Genomic DNA, 3,756 nt, shown 5'->3' with positions numbered 1-3,756 from the left:
AAAATGTTGTGCTGCTGTTCGCCGTTTGCCTTGCGTTATTTCTTATCCGCTATATCGGTGCGTTTTCTTTTGCTGTGCCTGCTCTTCTGGGACTATACTTTGCTTATAGAGGCAGCTACAAGCCTGCTCTGTACTTGTTCACAAGTTCAATTGTACTCGCAATGCTGGCAGGAGCGTATTTATATATTAATTACAGGCTTAGTGGTTTTACTACTGGGTTCGACAGGCTGGAAGATGAAACGGAAACGATAGGCGCATTTATTGTCATGCTTTTCAGAGGCCTCCTTAACGAGTTCCTCATCATCCGCGAGTACAGACCTCAGAACCAACCAGACTACTTACTTTATGTAACAGCTACTATCCAACTGGCAGTATTGACCTTCATTTCCTTTAAGATAAAAAAACATTATAACTTCTGGCAAGAGCTCAGGCAGAATAGCTTTTCGATGATATGCATCGGTATAGCACTCATATACCTGACTGCTATTTTAGCACTCCGCTTTGTCTCGCACTTCGATGCACTGGACTACCGGTTACTGTCTCCGTTTAGCTTTCCATTGTTCATTGGCTTAATATATACCTTTGTCGCCCTTCCTGACAAGCATGAAGACATTGTACAAGCTAAGTATGCGCTTTTTGCATTCTTCCTTCTATCACTCCTGCTTAACTTACCTAAGAAGTTCATTTTACAACAACTGCAGCAGGCACTGTAGCAAGTGCTCAGGGAAAGTCCCACTCAGGCACAAAGTACAAGTGTTCGTATTTACTCTATTCCCCCAAAATCCCCCGATTCATCTGCTTCTCTCCCCGGTTAGTAGAGCAATCGCCTGTGTTCGGCTATTTGTGGAAAACCCCTCCACGATTTAGATTAATTTTATAGTTTCTATAACACATGTTGTGTATAGAGCTTTACTATTCCTAAACAATCATTTTATGAAACGTAAGCTTATCCTTTGCCTTATGTGGTGCGCTACGGGCTTTGCGGCCTTCGCCCAGACTAAGAGCAATAAGATCGAATTCACGGAGTACACACTCCCGAACGGGCTGCATGTGATCCTGCACCAAGACAACTCTACGCCCAACGTGGCAGTGTCGGTGCTATATCATGTGGGTTCTAAAAACGAGGTGAAAGGCCGTACAGGCTTTGCTCACTTTTTCGAGCACTTGATGTTCGAAGGCACTGAAAACATTGAGCGTGGCCAGTACATGAACATGGTACAGGCAGCCGGTGGCTCCCTCAATGCCAATACGTCGTTCGACCGTACTTACTATTACGAACTGTTGCCTTCTAACCAACTGGCGCTTGGCCTTTGGATGGAAGCTGAGCGTATGGTGGGCGCCAAAGTAGACGAAGTAGGCGTAGAGACACAGCGCAAAGTAGTACAGGAAGAGAAGCGTATGCGCGTGGACAACCAGCCTTACGGTACTATCCTGGAGAATACGTTCGGTCTTGCTTACACAGAGCACCCTTATAAGATCACGCCAATTGGCACGTTCGAAGACCTGAACAACGCTAAAATCGAGGAATTCCGTGATTTCTATAAGACCTTCTACGTGCCAAACAATGCCACGCTTTCTATTGCTGGCGACATCAACATCGACGACACCAAGAAACTGATTGAGCAGTATTTCGCGAAGATCCCGAAAGGCACGCAGGAGATTCCAAGACCAAACGTTGTGGAGCCAGCCCAGACAGAAGAGCGCCGCAAGACTGTGTATGACAACATCCAACTGCCAGCCGTTATTCAGGCTTACCACATCCCGGCGCAGGGTACTGAAGACCATTATGCACTGTCTATGCTAACTACTTTGCTTTCCGGTGGTAAGAGTGCGCGTATGCCGAAGGCCATCGTGGACAAGCAGCAGAAGGCAGTTGCCGCCCTTTCTATCCCTTTCCCAACTGAAGATCCGGGCTTGTTCCTGACCTATGCCATCGCCAACATGGGCGTGGATGTGAAGGATCTTGAAGCAGCTGTGGATGCAGAGATTGAGCTGGTAAAAAAGGAGTTGATTAACGAGCGTGAGTTCCAGAAACTGCGCAACCAGATGGAAAGCCAGTTTGTGCAGCAGAACAGCACCGTGGCCGGCCGTGCCGAGAACCTGGCCAACTACCACGTTTACTACGGTGATGCCAACCTGATCAACAACGAGATTGACCGTTACATGAAAGTGACAAAAGAAGACATCCAGCGCGTGGCCAACAAGTACCTCACCAAGAACAACCGCGTGGTGTTGCACTACCTGCCTAAGTCAGCTCAACAAAGCAATTAATTTAGATGATCATGAAGAGAATATATAACATACTCCTTTTGATGCTGGCGCTTACCACGGTAGCCACAGCTCAAACAAAACAAACGCCTCCTCCGGCTGGTCCGGCTCCTAAAATTGAGCTGGGCAAGTACGAGCACTTCACCCTGAAAAACGGCCTGAAGGTATACGTGGTAGAAAACCACAAACTACCAGTAGTAAACATGTCGCTGGTTTTGGACCGCGACCCGATTCTGGAAGGTGACAAAGCAGGCTATGTAGCATGGCAGGCCAGATGATGCGCACAGGTACCAAGTCGCGCACCAAAGACCAGCTCGACGAGCAGGTAGATTTTATCGGTGCTAATCTTTCATTTAGCTCTACCGGTTTCAGCGCTTCTTCCCTTAAGAAGAATCTGCCTACGTTGCTGGATCTTACTGCTGATGCTCTTCTAAACCCAAACTTCACACAGGAAGAGCTGGACAAGGTGAAAAAGCAGATGGCTGCTAATCTTGCTTCTGAGAAAGACAACCCAGATGCTATCGCAGGTAAAATCCGTAACACGCTGCTTTTCGGCAAGAATCACCCAAATGGCGAGCTGATGACCGAGAAGTCGATTGAAAGCGTAACGCTGGCCGATGTGCAGAACTACTACAACACTTATTATCGCCCGAACATCGGCTATCTGGCTGTAGTAGGCGATGTGACACCGAAGGAGATGAAAAAGCTGCTGAACAAATCGTTTGGCAAGTGGAAAAAAGGAAATGTTCCTTCTCACAACTACGACCTGCCAAAGCACGATGGCAAAACTCAGGTAGTGATTGTAGACCGTCCGAGCGCCGTACAGAGTGTGCTTTCATTTACAAACCCGGCCGAGTTGAAGCCAGGAGCTGACGATTTCGTAGCTACTCAGGTTATGAATACCATTTTAGGTGGTGGCAGCACAGCCCGTCTGTTTATGAACCTTCGTGAGAAGAATGGCTATACCTATGGCGCTTATTCTACGCTTTCATCTGATAAAATTCTCGGACGCTTCAATGCTTCTGCCAGCGTTCGCAACGCCGTAACTGACAGTGCCGCTGCGGAATTCATGAAAGAATTCACTGACATCAGAACAAAGCAGGTTACTGACAAAGAGCTTGCCTATGCGAAAGCTTACATCACGGGTAACTTTGCACGTGGCTTGGAGAACCCGGGCACTGTGGCGATGTATGCCATCTCTACTGCCCGTTACAAGCTACCCGCTGACTACTATGCCAACTACCTGAAGAAAGTAGAGTCTATTACAGCAGCTGATGTGCAGCGTGTAGCACAGAAGTACGTGCGCCCTGACCAGCTCTACATCCTGGCCGTAGGTAACGCTGCTGATATCGCTGATAAACTGGTAGCGTTCGACAAAGACGATAACACTATTACTTACTTTGACGCTACTGGCGAAAAGGTAGACAGAGCAGCTGCCAAAGCTGTACCGACTGATGTAACAGCAGATCAGCTTATCGCAAAATACAT

4 protein-coding genes are annotated in these 3,756 nt (G+C 47.7%); all 4 read left to right on the top strand.

The annotated features are described in order from the left end of the window. The coding region (locus tag O71_RS24460; protein ID WP_007660768.1) for a hypothetical protein at positions 1-713 on the top strand (713 nt) is incomplete at its 5' end. 220 nt (positions 714-933) lie between these two features. Further along, a complete protein-coding gene (locus tag O71_RS20045) occupies positions 934-2,271 on the top strand; it encodes a pitrilysin family protein (protein WP_040574960.1) in 1,338 nt (445 codons plus the stop codon). 11 nt (positions 2,272-2,282) lie between these two features. Further along, on the top strand, positions 2,283-2,546 hold the full coding sequence (locus O71_RS22255; RefSeq protein ID WP_155801037.1) for a hypothetical protein: 264 nt from the start codon (positions 2,283-2,285) through the stop codon (positions 2,544-2,546). Further along, positions 2,531-3,756: pitrilysin family protein (locus O71_RS20040; protein ID WP_192811718.1), on the top strand; the 1,226-nt coding region annotated here is incomplete at its 3' end. The genes O71_RS22255 and O71_RS20040, both read left to right, overlap by 16 nt.

The sequence above is a fragment of the Pontibacter sp. BAB1700 genome (assembly GCF_000277005.1).
Lineage (GTDB): Bacteria > Bacteroidota > Bacteroidia > Cytophagales > Hymenobacteraceae > Pontibacter > Pontibacter lucknowensis.
This window is presented reverse-complemented; position numbering and strand designations above follow the sequence as displayed.

What these genes read in the sequence shown, in the direction of transcription:
- O71_RS22255 (WP_155801037.1), top strand. Translation starts at nt 2,283, where the DNA reads ATGAAGAGAATATATAACATACTCCTTTTGATGCTGGCGCTTACCACG.
- O71_RS20045 (WP_040574960.1), top strand. Translation starts at nt 934, where the DNA reads ATGAAACGTAAGCTTATCCTTTGCCTTATGTGGTGCGCTACGGGCTTT.